Below are 16,994 nucleotides of genomic sequence, written 5' to 3' on the forward strand. Positions count from 1 at the left end.
GAACTCAATCGAAATCCTTTGCGTAAATTTACGCCCTAAAAACTGAAATAAAATTTAATTTATAACTATTTTTGTGTAAAACCAAAAAATGAAAGAACCTAAGACAATGAGTAAAGAACCAAAAAACCCAATAACTTTTGATGTACTTATAGAAATACCAAAAGGAAGTAGAAATAAATACGAATACGATTTTACATTACATAAAATTAGATTTGATAGAATGTTATTTTCTTCTATGATGTACCCAGGTGATTATGGATTTATTCCAGAAACTTTGGCTCTAGATTCAGATCCTCTAGACGTTTTAGTTTTAGGACATCAACCAACCTACCCAATGGTTGTTATGGAAGTTAGACCTATTGGAGTTTTTTATATGACGGATGAAAAAGGTCCTGATGAAAAAATAATTTGTGTACCTGTTTCTGATCCTATTTGGAGTAACAAAGAAGATATTGCAGATTTAAATCCTCACAGATTAAAAGAAATAGAGCATTTCTTTCAAGTTTATAAAGACTTAGAAAAGAAAAAAGTTGATACTGGTGGTTGGGGAGATGCTACTGCAGCAATTAAAATTTATGATGAATGTGTTAAACGTTATGATGATAGCGAACACAAGAAAAAAAGAACATTTACTATCTAAGTAAATTTCAATAAAAGTAAAAAGCACCTTAATTTTTTAAGGTGCTTTTTTTTGTTCAAAATTTAAAAACTCAAAACGGTTTATATTGATTATAGTTATTATAACAAGCAAAAGAATATCTAAATTTGATAGAATTTACTAAAAAAGCTGACATAAGTCATAGTATAGATAATATAAAATAAACAACTTTTAAATACATTATCTTTAAATTATATAGTCTTTTTTTATTAAGTTGATTTTATTACTTTTACTTAATAATAATTTAATAAAAACAATTATATGGAATCAATGATGATTTATATGCCAATAGCAATGGCTATTATTGGATTAATCTACATGTGGATTAAACAAAACTGGGTAATGAAGCAAGATGCCGGAGATGGCAAAATGAAAGAAATATCCGATTACATCCATGAAGGAGCACTTGCTTTCTTAAATGCAGAATATAAGTTACTTGCTATTTTTGTAGTTATTGTAAGTATAGCCTTAACAGCAGTTTCGTTTATGGTGCCTACAACACATATTTTAATTGTTGTATCCTTTATTTTTGGAGCATTTTTTTCTGCTTTTGCAGGAAATATAGGAATGAGAATTGCCACCAAAACAAATGTAAGAACTACACAAGCGGCAAAAACTAGTTTGCCAAATGCTTTAAAAATATCTTTTGGAGGTGGTACCGTTATGGGGCTTGGTGTAGCCAGTTTAGCTGTATTAGGATTAACCGTTTTTTTTATCATTTTCTACAATTACTTTATGGGTGGCGCAGAAGAAACTTTTTCTGTAGATAAAATGACAATTGTTTTAGAAACATTAGCTGGTTTTTCATTGGGTGCAGAATCTATTGCCTTATTTGCAAGAGTTGGTGGTGGTATTTATACCAAAGCAGCAGATGTTGGTGCAGATTTAGTTGGTAAGGTAGAAGCTGGTATTCCAGAAGATGACCCGAGGAATCCTGCTACAATTGCAGATAATGTTGGTGATAATGTTGGTGATGTTGCTGGAATGGGTGCCGATTTATTTGGTTCATATGTAGCAACTGTTTTAGCTGCAATGGTTTTAGGAAACTATATTATTGAAGTAAACGACATTGCTATATTTAAGAATTTTGGTTCTATTGGTCCTATATTATTGCCTATGGCAATAGCTGGTGTTGGAATTATTATTTCTTTAATAGGCACCATGTTCGTTAGCATTAAAGATAATAACGCTAAAGAATCTCAAGTAATGGGAGCTTTAAATAAAGGAAATTGGTTTTCAATTGCCTTAGTTGCCATTTCTTGTTACGTTTTGGTAAACTATATGTTGCCAGAAACAATGAAAATGAATTTCTTTGAAACAGGAGGAAATGTATCTAAAAATATATCTTCAATGCGTGTTTTTTATGCAACTTTAGTCGGTTTATTTGTTGGAGGTATTATATCTGCAGTAACAGAATATTATACAGGTTTAGGTAAAAAACCAATTTTAAATATTGTTCAAAAATCTGCAACTGGAGCTGGTACAAATATTATTGCTGGTTTAGCAACAGGAATGATTTCTACTTTTCCTACAGTAATATTATTCGCAGCGGCAATTTGGTCTTCTTATGCATTAGCAGGGTTTTATGGTGTTGCAATGGCAGCATCTGCAATGATGGCAACTACAGCTATGCAATTAGCTATTGATGCTTTTGGACCAATAGCAGATAATGCTGGTGGTATTGCAGAAATGAGCGAACAAGACCCTATCGTAAGAGAACGTACAGATATATTAGATTCTGTAGGTAATACAACAGCAGCAACTGGTAAAGGCTTTGCTATAGCTTCTGCCGCATTAACGTCATTGGCTTTATTTGCTGCCTATGTAACTTTTACAGGAATAGACGGAATTAATATTTTTAAAGCACCCGTTTTAGCCATGTTGTTTATTGGTGGAATGGTACCTGTAGTATTCTCTGCTTTAGCAATGAATGCTGTAGGTAAAGCTGCAATGGAAATGGTTTATGAAGTAAGAAGACAATTTATTGAAATTCCAGGAATTATGGAGGGTACAGGAAAGCCAGAATATGATAAATGTGTTGCTATTTCTACAAAAGCTTCTCTAAGAGAAATGATGTTGCCAGGTTTATTAACAATTGGTTTTCCTTTAGTTATTGCATTTCTACCTATGCTATTTGGCATGGATAATTTAATGATAGCAGAGATGTTAGGTGGTTATATGGCTGGTGTAACAGTAAGTGGTGTTTTATGGGCCATATTTCAGAATAATGCTGGTGGAGCTTGGGACAATGCTAAAAAGTCTTTTGAAGCTGGAGTGATGATTAATGGAGAGATGACTCATAAAGGTTCTGCTGCTCATGAGGCTGCAATTACCGGCGATACAGTTGGTGATCCCTTTAAAGATACTTCTGGGCCATCTATGAATATATTAATTAAACTTACTTGCTTAATTGGTTTAGTAATTGCCCCTATTTTAGGAGGACATTCTGATGCAAAAACTCATAGTGAAGAAATTAAAAAAGAAGTTAAGCTTGATATTAAAAAAACTACTGGAGAATTGTCAATGACTACAAGTAAAACGGCTAAAATTGTTACTACTAAAGGCATTCAAAAAACAGAAATAACTGTTCCTGAAATTGAAAAGAAATCAGAAGAAGCAGGAAAAGTAACATCTGTAAATATCATAAAAAAAGAAAAAGAGGTTACTCTTAAATAATAATTAAAAATTCTCACATCATTTCATAAAAAAAAGCATCCATTCGAAACCTTCGAAATGGATGCTTTCTACTTTTAACAAGTATTATATGCCAATATCTAATTGGAATTAAAATAAGAATTATACTTTTTTTCTTCCTGTAATTAAAGATATTAAGAAAAGAATAATGAAGATTACAAAAATAATTTTAGCTATTCCTGCTGCAGCTCCTGCAATTCCTCCAAATCCTAAAACACCTGCTATTAATGCGATTATTATAAAAGTGACTGTCCAACGTAACATAATTTTAATATTTTAAATGAACGCTTGCTTACTTTAATGATGCCAAACGATGTACATCTATCTAATTTTTTTTCAACTAACTAACTAACTAACTAACTGTTATACAAATATATTCCAATTAAGCTTTAGTTGTGATTGCATATAATCTAAATTTTAACTCATTTAAGTTTTTCTCTAATACTTAATAACTACCATTACAATTTTTATAAGAATAGAGAAAAATATAAATATTGATAAAAAAGTCAACTTTGTTATTAAAATTTAAACTATTTTTATTCTTTGAACTGAACATTAAATAATTGTTCCTTTAAAATACTTTGCTACAATGATTGAGATTGAAATAATTGCTGATAGTGACAAAGATTTACTTGAGCAAATTGCTATAAAAATAGGAGGTTCTGTTAATAGTAATTGGAGTGAAAATGTACTTACAATTAATAATGAAAACGCTATTGGAACTATTCGTTTTATACCTTTCGATTGGGGTGTAAACTTGTTAGATTTTGATCTAAAACTACACAAAGAATTTATTTTTAAAATTCAAGCAGTTCCAGAATTTAATCCTCTTCGATTTATGTACCCTTCATTTGGTTCTTTTAAACACCGATTTGGCATTGATAATAAGGAAAGTAAAATAGACCAATTTCAATCCTTAATTTTCACCAATAAAACAGATGGTTATAATTATATCCATTTACCTAAGAATGAAAAAGTAGAAATTAATCTTATAGAGATTGTTAGAAAGAAATTTTTAAAAAAAAGAACTACAAACGTTTCTACATTAAATGAAAAATTATACGAAGTTTTTGTAGATACCGATCATGATCATAGATTTATAAATTACGGTACTCTTAATTTAAAAATGGCTGACATTATTACGCAAATAAAAAATGTAAAGGGAAAAGGAATGCTGCGTATTCTAAAAATTGAAGCGAGAGTTTATGAAGTATTATCTTTACATATTCAACAACACAATAGACTTCTAGAAGGTGTTACTTTACCTAAGTCTCTTGCCAAGGATGAGTTAAAAATTGTGCGTAAACTAGGTAAAACAATTGTAAAAAATCCTGCTAAAAATTACACTCTAGAAGATCTTTCATTAGATTCTGGATTAACACAAGCCAAACTACAAGATGGTTTTAAGTTTTTATACAATAGAACTGTTACAGAATATATAAGACATATTCGCTTAGAGTCTTCAAGAGATCTTTTAAAAAACACAGATTTAAATATATCTCAAATTGTTTACAGTATTGGTTTTAGTAGTAGGAGTTACTTTTCTAAAATTTTTAGAGAAAAGTATGGTATTACCCCAAACAGTTTTAAGAAAAAACTGTTAACAGTGGTTTAGTTCCCTTATAAAAGGGTGCTATTTAAAAATTTTCTTTATAAACATTAAAGTACCAAACTTACCAAAAAAGCTAAGTCCGTTACTTATTATGTTCATCGGTTTTAAACTTTCTTCAAAATCACTTTTCACTATTTTAAGTTGTTCTAAAGCTATTTGTTTTTCTAGAGACAACTGCTTTAAATCTATTTCTATTTCTTCAAAACTTCTATATGTTTTCATTGCGTGTTGTTTAGGTGCTATTAATTAATCAAAAAATATCTTAGATACTATGGTGATTACTTTTTTATCAAAAGATTTTCTAAGAAAATAAGATAATAAAGAAATAACTAAGAAGAATGATCCAACAATCAAATACCCAAAAGCAACATTGCCAAGGTATTGTCCCAATCCTACTGATGCAGAAATTGCTAAAAATAAAAACCCTAAAACTATCAAACTTCCAATAATAAAAAGTTTGATAATCATACTAAGGGTTAAAGCAGTTACTTGAAAAGCTTTTAACTTTGTATGTTCAAAAGTTTTAGAAATAAACTGCTTGCTTGCATCTGTTCCTGTATCTGCAGAACTTTTTAAATTATCTAATATGCTCATATTAGGCAGATTTTTGTAATTTTTTATTTTGTTCTTTCAGTTCTTTCAATTTTTTCTCTAAGGTAGAAATTACATCTTCTGCTTTATGACTAACATTAGATACTACATTTTCTAATTGCGTGTCTAAACTTTCTTTCTGACCTACTACTGAAGAGGAAACTCTGTCTGTTAAATCACTTGCTGTTTCTACAATTTTATCTTTAGCATGTAAAGCCTCGTCAGAAATTCTTTTTCTTGTTTTTACTCCTTTATCTGGTGCAAACAAAATACCTAAAGTTGCTCCTATTACTGTTCCTGCTAATAATCCTACTACTGTGTTGCTACTATTGCTCATGTCTTTATTTTTTTTAATGTTAAACTAATATGTGTGTTTCACTTGTACAAAGTTACAGTATTAATACCTTTAAGCTTAACTCAAAAAAATCTAATATTAACGCAAACAAAAAAAGCACCTCAAATTGAGGTGCTTTCCTAAAAAACAAAAACTACTAAAATGCGTATCGTTGAGGTCCTCCCCTACGTATGTCTTCACTTGCAGCTTCTTCAAACTGTGTAAAATTATTTCTAAATGCGTTAGACAGTTTAAAGGCTGTCTTATAATAAGCTTCATCATTATTCCATGTAGACCTTGGACTTAACAGTTCTGTTGGCACTCCAGGACAAGATCTTGGTTGTGCAACTCCAAAAACAGAATGTATATGATAATCTTCATATTTATAGCTTCCTAAATCGCCATTTAAAACAGCCGTAATCATTGCCCTTGTATATTTTAAAGGCATTCTTCTACCTACTCCGTATTGGCCTCCAGACCAACCTGTATTTATCAACCAAACATTTACACCAGCATCTTTCATTTTCTTACTTAGCATTTCTGCATATCTTGTTGGATGTAATGGCATAAAAGGAGCACCAAAACAAGCAGAAAAACTTGGTGTTGGTTCCGTAACTCCCGCTTCTGTACCTGCTACTTTTGCGGTATAACCAGAAATAAAATGGTAAGCTGCCTGATTGGGTGTTAATTTAGAAATTGGAGGCAAAACACCGAAAGCATCCGCAGTTAGAAAGAAAATATTCTTTGGATTTTTTCCTATGGATGGTATTTGTATATTCTCTATATGATGAATTGGGTAACTAACTCTGGTATTTTGAGTAATAGAAGTATCTGCAAAATTGATAACTCCTTTATCATCCATAACCACATTTTCTAGAATTGCACCTTTTTTAATAGCTGCAAAAATTTCTGGTTCTTGTTCTGCTGATAAATTAATCACTTTTGCATAACAACCACCTTCAAAATTAAAGACCGTGTTTTCTGCAGTCCAACCATGTTCATCATCACCAATTAAACTTCTTTCTGGATCTGTAGATAACGTTGTTTTTCCGGTACCCGATAATCCGAAGAAAATAGCAGTATCACCCTCTTTACCAACATTTGCAGAGCAATGCATTGGTAATGTATTTTTATAAACAGGTAGAATAAAATTTAAAGCAGAAAAGATTCCTTTTTTAATTTCACCAGTATATCCCGTTCCTCCTATTAAAGCAATTTTTTTACTAAAATTTAAAATTGCAAAATTGTGTTGGCGTGTTCCATCTACTTCTGGATCTGCCATAAAACCAGGAGCATTAATTACAGTCCATTCTGGAGAAAAAGTTTCTAATTCCTTTTCTGTAGGACGTAAAAACATATTATAAGCAAACATATTGCTCCAAGGAAACTCGTTTACAACTCTAATATTTAATTTATAATCTTCATCTGCACAAGCATAACTATCTCTTACAAAAATTTCTTTTTCAGACAAATAATCAACAACTTTTGTATATAAAGCATCAAACTTTTTAGAATCAAAAGGAATGTTAATATCACTCCACCAAACCTCATCTTTGGTTACTTCGTCTTTTACTATAAAACGATCTTTTGGGGAACGCCCAGTAAATTCACCGGTATTTACAGCAATTGCTCCTAAAGAAGACACAACTCCTTGCCCTTTTTTAACAGTTTCATTATGTAACTCATCTGAAGTTAACTGATAACGAACTGTTGCATTCTTGATTCCTAGACTATTTAACGAAATCGATTTCGTACTTGTATCTACCATATCAATGTTTTTAATTTTTATAGATTAATTGCTTACAAAATTACACTTTAATTCTAAACGGCAGTCTATTTGATGTAAAAAATATGAAATCACATATTTTTCCTTAATTTCTTAAAGAATACCATAATCATTAAAAACCAACCAATTATTAATGTTAATCCTCCTAATGGCGTAACAAACCAAATAGATTTTGCTGTGATTGCTGTTAAATGAATCGCATAAATAGAACCTGAAAATAATAGAATTCCTAAAAAGAAAATATAACTAATCTTATTTTTTTGTGAAGTAGTAAATCCATCGTACGTATTAACAAATAACAATACAATTACATGATACATTTGATAACGAACAGCGGTTTCAAAGCTCAATAATTCTGTAGCAGATAAAATTTCTTTTAAAGCATGTGCTCCAAAAGCACCTAAAACAATAGCAAACATTCCTAAAAAAGAAGTAATAATTAAATTTTTAAACATTTTTAATGGTTTTTGTTAAATTTTAAACAATTAACGTATCTTCGTATGCTACACAAAAATACATCTTTTATCTTATGAAAAACATTCTAATTATTGGTGCAGGAAAATCGAGTTCTTTTCTAATAAAGTATTTATTAGAAAAATCTGATGAAGAAAAATTAAAGATAATTATTGGAGATATTTCTACAGTTAATGCAGATAAAATTATCAATAATCATAAAAATGCAAAGAGCATTATTCTAGATATTTTTAATAAAAAACAACGTCAAGAATTTATTGAAAAAACTGACATTGTAATTTCTATGCTACCCGCAAGACTTCATATTGAGGTAGCAAAAGATTGTATTCTTTTTAGTAAACACATGGTTACGGCTTCTTATGTTTCTGATGAAATGAAAGCTTTAGATAAAGCTGCAAAGGAAAAAGGATTGGTTCTTATGAATGAGATTGGCTTAGACCCAGGAATCGATCACATGAGTGCCATGCAAATACTCGATAAAATTAGAAACCAAGGTGCTAAAATGTTATTATTCGAATCTTTTTGTGGAGGATTAGTAGCCCCAGAAAGCGATAACAATTTATGGAATTATAAATTTACATGGAACCCAAGAAACGTGGTTTTAGCAGGACAAGGTGGTGCTGCAATGTTTATTCAAGAAAGTACTTATAAATACATTCCGTACCATAAATTATTTAGAAGAACTGAGTTTTTAAAAATTAATGATAGCAATTTTGAAGCTTACGGCAATAGAGATTCTCTAAAATACAGAAGTGTTTATGGCTTAGATAATATACCTACAATGTACAGAGGAACTATTAGAAAAGTGGGTTTCTCTAGGGCTTGGAACATTTTTGTACAATTAGGCATGACCGATGATTCTTATACTATTGAAGATTCTGAAAACATGAGTTATAGAGATTTTGTAAACTTATTTTTAGCCTATTCTCCTTCGGATTCTGTTGAGTTAAAATTACGTTCTTATTTAAAGATAGATCAAGATGATGTAATGTGGGAAAAATTAGTTGAGCTTGATCTTTTTAACCCGAAGAAACGAATTCTATTAAAAAATGCGACTCCTGCACAAATGCTACAAAAAATATTAGAAGATTCTTGGACTTTACAAGAAGATGATAAAGATATGATTGTAATGCAGCATCTTTTTGGTTATGAAATTGATGGTAAAAAGCATCAAATAGAAAGTAGTTTAGTGGTTATTGGAGAAAACCAAACATATACAGCCATGGCAAAAACAGTAGGCTTACCTGTTGCAATTGCTGCTTTAAAAATTTTAAAAGGAGAAATTAAAACCCCTGGTGTTCTACTACCTATAACAAAAGAAGTTTATGAACCTATTTTAAAGGAATTAGAAATTTACGGAATTAAATTTATAGAGAAAGAAGTTCCTTATTTGGGATATAACCCTAATTATGTGGTTGGATAAAGTTTGTTGTTACACAGAGTATTTTCGCAGAGATTCACGGAGTAAAAGTCATTTTCTTTGCGTCTTTTGCAAAACACTTTGCGCCCTTAGCGTTTAACTAAACTACATTTTCAAATAAAAATCCTTCGTTAAATTAATATAATCCTCTGTATATTTATGACGTTCAATTTCTATAATTAAACTCTCTTCTTGTATTTCAGTTTCATCAAAAGAAAAGGCTAACAAGCATCTTTTTATTTCTGATGTTTTATTGCCTTGAACTCTACAAATTCGATTCAAGAACAAATTATTTTCTTTAGCTAGGTTGATAAAACTTTCTTCTTCTTTAAAAGGAATCACTACAGAAAAGTTACCGTTTTTAGATAATATTTTAGATACACCTACAATCAATTCATCAAAAGACAAAGAAGAAGTAAAACGCGCTTTATTTCTTGCAGTATCTTCAGTTTCAAAATCATCCGTGTAAAATGGCGGATTCGAAACTATTAAGTCATACGTTTCTTCCTCTTCTGCAATTTCTTCTGCAAATTCTGTAAAAGTGGCATTGTAGCAATACAAACGGTCTCCCCAATCAGATTCTTCAAAATTTGCAACGGTTTGTTCATAGGCATTTTCATCAACCTCAACAGCATCAATTGTCATAGCATCGCAGCGTTGTGCAATCATTAAAGCAATTACTCCTGTACCAGCACCAATATCTAGAATTGTATCCGGATAAGCATCCACAGAACACCATGCACCTAATAAAACTCCGTCTGTACCAACTTTCATGGCCGTTTTATCTTGCTGAATTGTAAATTCTTTAAATTTGAATGGTTTTGACATTATGAAATAATTTTAAATAAAAAATTCTGTGCAATTTAACACAGAATTTTTTAACCTATATACTTTTTTCTATAAATACTTTCTTGTAAAAAGTAAGGCATTAGAACCTTTTATATCTTAGAGATTACCACAAAAAAAACTAGGTGATATCTTAATTTAAGTTTAAGTAGCCCTAAATAAACTATTTACTATTCATCTTTTGCATTCTACCTAACACATCTAAACCTTGCTGGTATAAATAGTACAAAACATCAATATATACCCAGTTTTCTGCTAGTTTATTTCCCTCTCTTCTATAGATATCTACAACTCTCATTTCTGCTTTAACATCACTCTTAGGAAGCCCTAAAAAGCCGCCACTATTTTTATTAGACAAGTTTGGCCATCCAAAGAAACCACAATAATTGCCTTCTGCAAAACGTGCAATATGACCATAAAATACTTTCTCTGTTAAATTCTCTCTAAAAGGATATTGATGCTGCTTTTGATATCTCTTAATTGTATAAGAAGCGCCTATACCAGTAGGGCCGTACCAAACCATGTCTTCATTCCATGTTTTTGCTAATAATTCTGGAGGACAATTGTCATCACCAGATTTATTAATTTCATCTAAATCTGCAATCATTTGATTTAGAACGCTCATCGTTTTTTCTGCTTCTTTAGGATCTTGCTCTTCAAAAAGGAGTCCATCATGAGTTCGAGGTCCAGGATAAACAAAAGCAGATCCCGTCATAGGAGGTAATGGATAATGACCTGCATGATCCATAACACTTAATATATCACAAAATAATGCTGTTTCTGCAATTTTATCACCTTCTACTCTATGAAACTCAGCATATCGTAAGAAAATCATTTTACCCGTGTGCGGAATACCTAACCAATCGGCATCAAACAAACCAACTAAATGCCCTACACTAACCACCCACTGAGTTTTTCCTGAATCACAATCGTTATCTCCAGCAAAAAACATATCTTCTCTTCTTTGTAAAGGAGCAAACGATTTTCTAAAGGGTTTCCAAAAACTAGATATTACATCTTTAGCACCATATTGTTCATAGAATGGATGCATTCCTCTCCAATGGTAATCGTTAGTTGTATGTTCTTTTAATACCTGTTCTAAATTGTTATCTGATGCATTATCAAAAGATTCATAATATGCACGAACTACGCTTTTTGCGTGTTGAAAATTATTTTTCATAAAAATTAAGTTAAAGGTCTTCCTCCATCTACTGGAAAAATACAACCTGTAGAAAATGTAAATGATTCTGCAATGGTCACTAAAGCTTTTCCAATATCTTCAGCCTCTGCAATTCTGCCTAATGGTGTTTTGTCTTCTTGTTCTTTAATGTATTCTTTTGGTAAGTTTTTAGCGTAAGCACCATTTACCCAACCAGGAGACAAGGAAACTACTCTTATTTTTGGAGCCAATGCGCGCCCTAAACTCATAGTTAAAGAATCTACAGCGGCTTTTGAAGCACAATATGCAACATTGCTACCAACTGCCGTTTTTGCAGCAATAGAAGATATATTAATTGCAATGGGGTTTTTTCCTTTTTCTAAAAGACTTCTAAAAGCTCTTATGGTAGCAAAAGTTCCTCGAAAATTAACTTTCATAATTTGATCTATAAAATCATCCTCCAAGTCATCTAAATTTTCATGCGGTACTGCTTTAGTAACTCCTGAATTATTGACTAACACATCTAAAAAACCAAAAGTTGTTTTTACAAAATTAGCCATATCAGACAATTCGTTGCTATTTGTTATAGACGCTTTAAATATATGATGTTGCTCAGAATTTTTAAGGCTGTGCAATGTTTTTAAAGCATTTTCTTTGTTGCTGTTATAATTTACAATAACTACATAACCTGCCAATGCCAATTGTTTGCATATTTCTGAGCCAATGCCTCCACTTCCTCCTGTAACTAAAGCTGTTTTTATTGGTTTCATTTTAATTAATAAAGTTTTCAAATGATAATAAAAATATGATTGTTACTACAAAAAAGCCTAATAAATAATAACTTACTTTGTCTAACTTTCCAGGAACAACGTACCAACCATTTTCTTTTTCTGGTTTATTTTCTGATTTAAATTTTGCTTTCTGACCAGGAATTGAATACAGTGACCATTCTGTTTGTTTACCATCAATAATAAGACTTGCAATGATGGAAACAAAAATATTAACTACCCCACCAATAACGGCATACCAAGTCCAAGCAATATCTGTATATTCATGTACAAAATATAACACGATAAAACCAAAAGCGACTCCAACCAACAGTCCTTTTTCTGTTGTTTGTTTAGAATAAAAACCTAACATATACATGCTTAGTTTTGCGCCTACAAAATAAGAACCTATTTTGGTAATCAGTTCTAATATAGAACCTGTAGTACTAGAAAAAGCAATAGCAGGTATAATTATTAAAATAGCCCAAAAAACAGTTGAAATTCTTGCAACCCTTAAATAGTGTTTTGATGATTCATTAGGTTTAAAATACTTTTGATAAAAACCACTTGTAGAAATTGTAGAAAGCGAGTTTAATGCTGATGATAAACTAGACATACTTGCAGATAATACTGCTGCGGCTATAATACCTATAAAACCAGGAAACCCTACTGTTTCTGCAAATTCTAACATAATTGTATTGTCATTATCAAACTCTCTACCTTGGTAATACTGGTAAAACAACACACCTATAAATATGAATAAAAAATAGATAAAAAATGCTGCAAACCCCATTAAAGCCAACGATTTTTTAGCATCGCCTATATTTTTAGCTCCCAATGTTCTTTGCATCATCATTTGGTTTGCTCCATAAATAGTTACGTGATACACAGTCATAGCAATAATACCTGCCCAAATAGTAGTATCTACAGTTGGGTCTGTACTTAAATTTATAGGATTAATCTTTCCTTTTGTTTTTAAGCTAGAAAGCGTATCTATTAAAGAGTCTGGTAATTGATTTATCAGCACAAAAAGGACGATAAAACCAGCTACCAAAAATATTCCTGACTGAAATACATCTGTCCAAATTACAGCCGTAATCCCTCCTAAAGAAGTGTAAACTAATGTAATAATTGATACTACAATTATACTAGTAACTACGTCTATCCCCGTTATATAACCAATAACTAGCGCAGACCCATATAATACAGCCGCAGAAGATAATAATTGAGTGACTAAAAATATCACAGAAATAACTGTTCTTGATGCTTTTCCGAAGCGTTTCTCTTGATATTCATAAATAGAAATAACACCTGTTTGCATAAAAAAGGGAACAAACAAAGACATTACAATTATAATAACTAATGGATAATTAAGATGAATTGCAATAACGGATAAACCAGCTTTATAAGACCAGGCAGGAGCGCCTAAAAAAGTCATAGCACTTACATAAGTTGCTAAAACAGAAATACCAATAGCCCACCAAGGTGTTGTTTTTCTACCAATATAAAAATCGTTAGCAGTATTCACTTTTTTTGATAAAATAAACCCCAATAATAAATTAGCGATTAAATAAACTATAATAATTGACCAATTAAGCACTCCAAACTTGTCCATAATATCCTTTTCTAATTAATAATGAAAATAACCTTTGTTTTCTAAAAAACTACTTAAGAACTAAGCTTATTTACTATATCTCTCAACACGGATATCAGCTTGTTTTTTATGCCCTTCAAAACCTTCTATTTCACATAAACGTGAACAGTAATTACCGACTAAAACACTCGCTTCATCTGTAATTATATTTTGATAAGAACAAGTTTTAATAAATTTACCTACCCATAAGCCTCCTGTAAAACGAGCTGCTTTTTTTGTAGGCAAGGTATGATTGGTACCAATTGCTTTATCTCCATAAGCAACGTTTGTTCTATTTCCTAAAAACAAAGCACCATAATTGGTCATATTGTCTTTAAAATACTGAGGATCTTTAGTATTAACCTGAACATGTTCACTAGCAATATCATCTGCCACCGTTACCATTTCTTCATAACTGTCAACCAAAATAACTTCTCCATAATCGTCCCAAGACTTACTTGCCAAATCTGCCGTAGACAATACTTTTAATTGTTTTTTTACTTCATCTTCAATTTGTAACGCCAAAGTTTCACTATTTGTTAATAAAATAGCAGGAGAATTAGGGCCATGTTCTGCCTGACCTAAAAGGTCTGTAACCACCATTTCTGCATCTGTTGTATCATCTGCAATTACTAACGTTTCTGTTGGTCCTGCTAGTAAATCAATACCTACTCTTCCAAATAATTGTCTTTTTGCTTCTGCTACGTATTGGTTTCCTGGTCCAACAATCATATCTACTTGATCCATACCTACGCAACCATAAGCCATTGCTGCCATTGCTTGGACTCCTCCTAAAATATAAATTTCATCTGCACCAGCCAAATACATTGCTGCTACTGTTTCTGCCGGTGGCACTCCTGTTTTTGGGTCTGGAGGTGTACAAGCGATCACTTTTTTTACACCAGCAACTTTAGCCGTTAGTACACTCATATGAGCAGACGCAACCATAGGATATCTACCACCTGGCACATAACAACCAACACTATTTACAGGTACATTTTTATGACCTAAAATTACTCCCGGAATGGTTTCTATTTCTATATCTCTTAAAGCAGATTTTTGTATTTGAGCAAAACGACGCACCTGTGCTTGTGCCCATTTAATGTCTTCAATTGTTTTGTCTGATACTTTAGAAATGATCTCTTGAATTTCATCTTTTGAAAGTCTAAAAGCTGCTGGACTCCATTTATCGAATTTAGCAGATAATTCTCTTACTGCTTCATCTCCTCTATTTTCTACATCAGAAAGAATACTTTCTACTATTTTTCTTGTTTTTAATTGATCTGCTGCAGATTCTTCTGCTGCCATTCCTTTTTTAATGTATCTAATTGCCATTTGTATTGGTGTTTATTTATTGTTATTGAAAAATGCTAAATCTCTTTATACTGCTGTACTGCTATTTTTATAATTTAAATACTATAATTAACTATTTACAAGAAACCGACGGTTTTACTGAGCTCTATCTAAAATTATAGAACAAGTAAAAAATGAATGATGATTCTATCTCGTTTATTTTTTTCACGAAACCAATTGTGGTGCTTTAGGATAATCTTCTCCTACTACCAAGTATGCGAATCCGTATGTTTTAGCGGTAATATTCCTTACAGATCCTTTTGGAAAAGTAAAAATATCACCATCATTTAACGTTTCCGTAATTTCTTCTCCATTATGTGAACAGAAAATCTCAAACTGACCACGATGTATAAACAAAACCTCTACCTCGTTACGTTTATATTTTCCTGTAGTTCCTGTAGCGTCACTTTGTAAGCCAAATACATTAAAACCATCTCCGTTTGGGTCTCCTTGTTTTACCGAAAATTTGTGATCATTGCTATCTTTAGGTCCCAAAACATCAATCCATCTTAACGTTTCTGGTGTTTTATTTGGAAAACCTTTAAAATTAGATGCTTTATACGTACCAACAAAACCTACATGCTGTTTCATATCTTCTACAGTATATTGATCAAATTTATTTAAGTCACTTTCTGTTAAAGGAGCTATCGCTTTTGATCCTTCAGGAATTTTTTCTCCAATAGTAGTGTCTACTAATTTTCCGTTTTCTAAAAGTATTAAACCATAATCTTTGGCTTCTTCTATTACACGTGGTAACCAAACTACACCTCCACCAGCATCATCATGTCCTAAAACCGAAAAGATCATTCCGTATTCATCACCTACATTTTCAAAACCTCTAAACATGTTGGTTGGTAATGATATAATGTCTCCCGGATGTAAGATAATTTCACTTTTTTCATCATTGTTCCAATAAAATCTCCAATGACTACTATACACAATAAAAACCTCTGCTGTAAAATGAGAATGTGGAGAATTTTTAACTCTAGGTGGTTGCCCTCCAGCACCAATGCAAAAACCATGTTTTTCAGAAAGATTTACCTTTTGATGTGTGCTCTCAGATACTCCACCACCAATAATGCTATAATTATCTTTTAAATGACTCCCTGGTGTTTTAGCATCTATAAATGCGGCTTTACAGGGCATTAAATCGCTATATCTTATTAATCTTTCTTTAAGCATACTGTATATTTTTAGTTCAGTTATTTTGTGAGTTTCCTCTAATTAATGCAATTACTTTAGACTTTAAAAAGATAATTATTAGTCCTTTTTAAGATTTTTAAGTTCTTTAAATACATCAATTCCCAATTGCTTTAATACATGAGGCATATCAATAAATACCCAATTTTCTTTTAAGTGATCGCCTTCACGCCTCCAGTAATCTACTACTCGTAAGGTTATTCTTTTTCCCGTTGCTTTTAACCCTAGCCAACCATCTCCAGTATGGGTACCATACATTGCAGGAAAACCAAAATCGCAAGAATAGTTACCTTCGCCAATTTGTGTAAAGTGATCCTCACCTTGTTTTTCTGTAATTCCTCGGTCTGGAAAAGCGGTTATAAAAGGTACTTGATGATTTTTTTTTTTTTTTTTTAATCCCCTTGTAGTGCCAATGCCAGATGGACCGTACCACATCATATTTTTTTCATCCCAGAACCGTTCTTGGC

17 protein-coding genes are annotated in these 16,994 nt (G+C 31.6%); 4 read left to right on the plus strand and 13 right to left on the minus strand.

Annotation, left to right across the window (positions count from 1 at the left end):
* Window positions 1-106: 106 nt before the first annotated feature.
* Both GQS58_RS11055 and GQS58_RS11060 read left to right on the plus strand, forming a co-directional pair.
* Window positions 107-640: an inorganic diphosphatase gene (locus GQS58_RS11055; protein ID WP_166385893.1), complete on the plus strand. Its 534-nt coding sequence runs from the start codon at window positions 107-109 to the stop codon at window positions 638-640.
* A gap of 279 nt (window positions 641-919) precedes the next feature.
* On the plus strand, window positions 920-3,334 hold the full coding sequence (locus GQS58_RS11060) for a sodium-translocating pyrophosphatase (RefSeq protein ID WP_166385816.1): 2,415 nt from the start codon (window positions 920-922) through the stop codon (window positions 3,332-3,334).
* 120 nt (window positions 3,335-3,454) lie between these two features.
* On the opposite strand, the gene GQS58_RS11065 is transcribed toward GQS58_RS11060, so the two are convergent.
* Entirely contained in the window at window positions 3,455-3,616 is a 162-nt protein-coding gene (locus GQS58_RS11065) for a DUF1328 family protein (RefSeq protein ID WP_166385818.1), read from the minus strand.
* Between the two features lie 325 nt (window positions 3,617-3,941).
* Here GQS58_RS11065 and GQS58_RS11070 point away from each other — a divergent pair, with 325 nt between their 5' ends.
* Window positions 3,942-4,967, plus strand: a complete 1,026-nt coding sequence (locus tag GQS58_RS11070) for a helix-turn-helix domain-containing protein (protein WP_166385820.1) — start codon at window positions 3,942-3,944, stop codon at window positions 4,965-4,967.
* Between the two features lie 18 nt (window positions 4,968-4,985).
* On the opposite strand, the gene GQS58_RS11075 is transcribed toward GQS58_RS11070, so the two are convergent.
* The 5 genes from GQS58_RS11075 to GQS58_RS11095 all read right to left on the minus strand — a co-directional run bounded on the left by GQS58_RS11075 (window position 4,986) and on the right by GQS58_RS11095 (window position 8,130).
* Window positions 4,986-5,186 (minus strand): DUF6327 family protein, encoded by a 201-nt coding sequence (locus tag GQS58_RS11075; protein WP_166385822.1) that lies wholly within the window; start codon window positions 5,184-5,186, stop codon window positions 4,986-4,988.
* Window positions 5,187-5,210: 24 nt separating this feature from the next.
* Window positions 5,211-5,558 carry a hypothetical protein gene (locus GQS58_RS11080; RefSeq protein ID WP_166385824.1) on the minus strand — a complete coding sequence of 116 codons (348 nt, stop codon included), beginning with the start codon at window positions 5,556-5,558 and terminating at the stop codon, window positions 5,211-5,213.
* Window position 5,559: 1 nt separating this feature from the next.
* A complete protein-coding gene (locus GQS58_RS11085; RefSeq protein WP_166385826.1) occupies window positions 5,560-5,892 on the minus strand; it encodes a YtxH domain-containing protein in 333 nt (110 codons plus the stop codon).
* Window positions 5,893-6,046: 154 nt separating this feature from the next.
* On the minus strand, window positions 6,047-7,657 hold the full coding sequence (gene pckA / locus GQS58_RS11090) for a phosphoenolpyruvate carboxykinase (ATP) (RefSeq protein WP_166385828.1): 1,611 nt from the start codon (window positions 7,655-7,657) through the stop codon (window positions 6,047-6,049).
* 89 nt (window positions 7,658-7,746) lie between these two features.
* A complete protein-coding gene (locus tag GQS58_RS11095) occupies window positions 7,747-8,130 on the minus strand; it encodes a DUF423 domain-containing protein (protein ID WP_166385830.1) in 384 nt (127 codons plus the stop codon).
* Window positions 8,131-8,204: 74 nt separating this feature from the next.
* On the opposite strand from GQS58_RS11095, the gene GQS58_RS11100 reads away from it, so the two are divergent.
* Window positions 8,205-9,572, plus strand: coding sequence for a saccharopine dehydrogenase family protein (locus GQS58_RS11100; RefSeq protein ID WP_166385832.1), 1,368 nt, complete (start codon window positions 8,205-8,207; stop codon window positions 9,570-9,572).
* Window positions 9,573-9,674: 102 nt separating this feature from the next.
* Here GQS58_RS11100 and GQS58_RS11105 read toward each other — a convergent pair whose 3' ends face one another.
* From GQS58_RS11105 to GQS58_RS11135, 7 genes are all read right to left on the minus strand, one after another.
* Window positions 9,675-10,397 carry a tRNA1(Val) (adenine(37)-N6)-methyltransferase gene (locus tag GQS58_RS11105; RefSeq protein WP_166385834.1) on the minus strand — a complete coding sequence of 241 codons (723 nt, stop codon included), beginning with the start codon at window positions 10,395-10,397 and terminating at the stop codon, window positions 9,675-9,677.
* A gap of 181 nt (window positions 10,398-10,578) precedes the next feature.
* The gene (locus GQS58_RS11110) at window positions 10,579-11,595 is read right to left on the minus strand and encodes a nuclear transport factor 2 family protein (RefSeq protein ID WP_166385836.1); all 1,017 of its coding nucleotides are present in this window, start codon (window positions 11,593-11,595) and stop codon (window positions 10,579-10,581) included.
* A 5-nt stretch (window positions 11,596-11,600) separates the two neighbouring features.
* Window positions 11,601-12,344: an SDR family NAD(P)-dependent oxidoreductase gene (locus GQS58_RS11115; protein WP_166385838.1), complete on the minus strand. Its 744-nt coding sequence runs from the start codon at window positions 12,342-12,344 to the stop codon at window positions 11,601-11,603.
* Between the two features lies 1 nt (window position 12,345).
* Complete coding sequence (locus tag GQS58_RS11120) at window positions 12,346-13,956, minus strand: sodium:solute symporter family transporter (protein ID WP_166385840.1); 1,611 nt, start codon at window positions 13,954-13,956, stop codon at window positions 12,346-12,348.
* A 66-nt stretch (window positions 13,957-14,022) separates the two neighbouring features.
* Window positions 14,023-15,309 carry a histidinol dehydrogenase gene (gene hisD / locus GQS58_RS11125; protein WP_166385842.1) on the minus strand — a complete coding sequence of 429 codons (1,287 nt, stop codon included), beginning with the start codon at window positions 15,307-15,309 and terminating at the stop codon, window positions 14,023-14,025.
* Window positions 15,310-15,492: 183 nt separating this feature from the next.
* Entirely contained in the window at window positions 15,493-16,509 is a 1,017-nt protein-coding gene (locus tag GQS58_RS11130) for a cupin domain-containing protein (protein WP_166385844.1), read from the minus strand.
* 78 nt (window positions 16,510-16,587) lie between these two features.
* Window positions 16,588-16,994: ester cyclase (locus GQS58_RS11135; RefSeq protein ID WP_205860419.1), on the minus strand; the 407-nt coding region annotated here is incomplete at its 5' end.

This window comes from Polaribacter sp. 11A2H (assembly GCF_011379025.1).
Taxonomy (GTDB): domain Bacteria; phylum Bacteroidota; class Bacteroidia; order Flavobacteriales; family Flavobacteriaceae; genus Polaribacter.